This is a genomic window from Bacteroides sp. LFL-34, assembly GCF_027257075.1.
Taxonomy (GTDB): Bacteria; Bacteroidota; Bacteroidia; order Bacteroidales; family Bacteroidaceae; genus Bacteroides; species Bacteroides ovatus.
The window spans coordinates 1-1,409 of sequence record NZ_JAPQKZ010000080.1; the positions used below are offsets into that span (position 1 = coordinate 1).

The 1,409-nt window shown below is 52.6% G+C and carries 1 pseudogene; it reads right to left on the bottom strand.

The features are described 5' to 3' along the window. Positions 1–1,409: pseudogene (locus N5O98_RS26015) on the bottom strand (DNA methylase); the annotation flags it as partial.

A 1,409-nucleotide genomic window follows, 5' to 3' on the forward strand; every position in this document is an offset into this window, starting at 1 on the left:
CAGGTGCATACCGTCATAGTTCCGGTAATAGCCCTTTACCAGAAACTCGTCCGTGATCTTCATGGTGCGGTAGCCGCACGCCACGGAAAACTCGTCCATGCTGGCGGAATAGGCGATTTTCACGTCCGTGTCGAAAAGATGGCTCATGTAGGCGGCATACACGCCCGTGGGAATCCAGCGTTCACCGAAGTTGAAGTCGAGGTCTTCAAAGGCGATACGCTGCGGCTCGGCTTCCTTCAAAGCCTCCAAAGACTGTTTCACTTCCGGCAATCTTTCGCTTTCCAGATTATTTTCCATCCATGCCTCTATACGCTCCGCCTTCTCTATCACGTTTCCCGCGATGAAGCGGTCTTTAATCTCGTAACCGGTTACGAGCGGATTGTAGAAGATACGCCCCTTGAGGGCATTGAGAAGCTCCTCTTCCGTACTGTCTGTTATCCCCCGCATATAGTTGAGATTGACCGTACCATACTTGTTGAGCGATGCAGACAAGGCTTCTTCCGGAGAACCGACGTTGGCATGGTTCTCCACCGAGAAGGAAACGGGACGGTCGAAGATGTCCGCTTTGACGAACTTGCCGTCCTCCGCACGTTCCAGCGAAAGGATGTCGCGCCCTCCGGCGTCCATCATCACCAGTTTCACGTTCTGTTTGGCGTTGAGGTTGCCATAACGCATGACAAACTCGTCGTAACAGGTGTTCAGGTGTTCACGCCAAGGTACATTTTCCTCACGTCTGTTCGATTCATAGCGGTACAACCGCTCGTATGCGTCACGGAGCGATACATACAGCAACGCTTTCTCTTTCTGATAACCGGTTAGTCCAAGCGGCTGGAAGGTTGCACCGTAGGGAGTAATGTCCTTCAGATAACCGATGTCGCGTGCCCTGTTTGCCACCAGCGACCCTTCACGCAGGTGCATTTCCGGCGTGCGGTGATAGGGACGCGGCGTAAGGTCGAGGGCTTCTTTTTTCGGCTTTTCCGTTTCAAATTCCGGGAACAGGGAAGTGGCAACCGTTTCGGAAGTAGGCACAACTTCTGCCGGTGTTTCAGGTTGCTTTATTTCTTCCGTTTGTTCCGGCTTTTTATCCATATTGTCCGAAGAAGGCGCAAAAGCAGGGTTCAACGTGTCTTTGATACCCATCTTTTTCAGTTGTTCCTGCCTGTGCCGTTCTGCCTCAAGCCGTAGGGCCTTGCGCCGTTCCGCTGTCAGACTCATCATTGTCTCATAGAAGCCGTTGATGGGAGGATTGGTTTCCCAATCCAGAGTGGCGTAAATGTCGTCCGGGTCGTTTGGCTTTTCGGCATTTTCCGGCTTTTCTTCCTTATTACCGTTTACCGGCTTGGCGGCTTCAACGGGTGGAGTAACTTTGACCTGCGGTTTAGGCGTGGACGGCATAGGCTTCGGCTTGT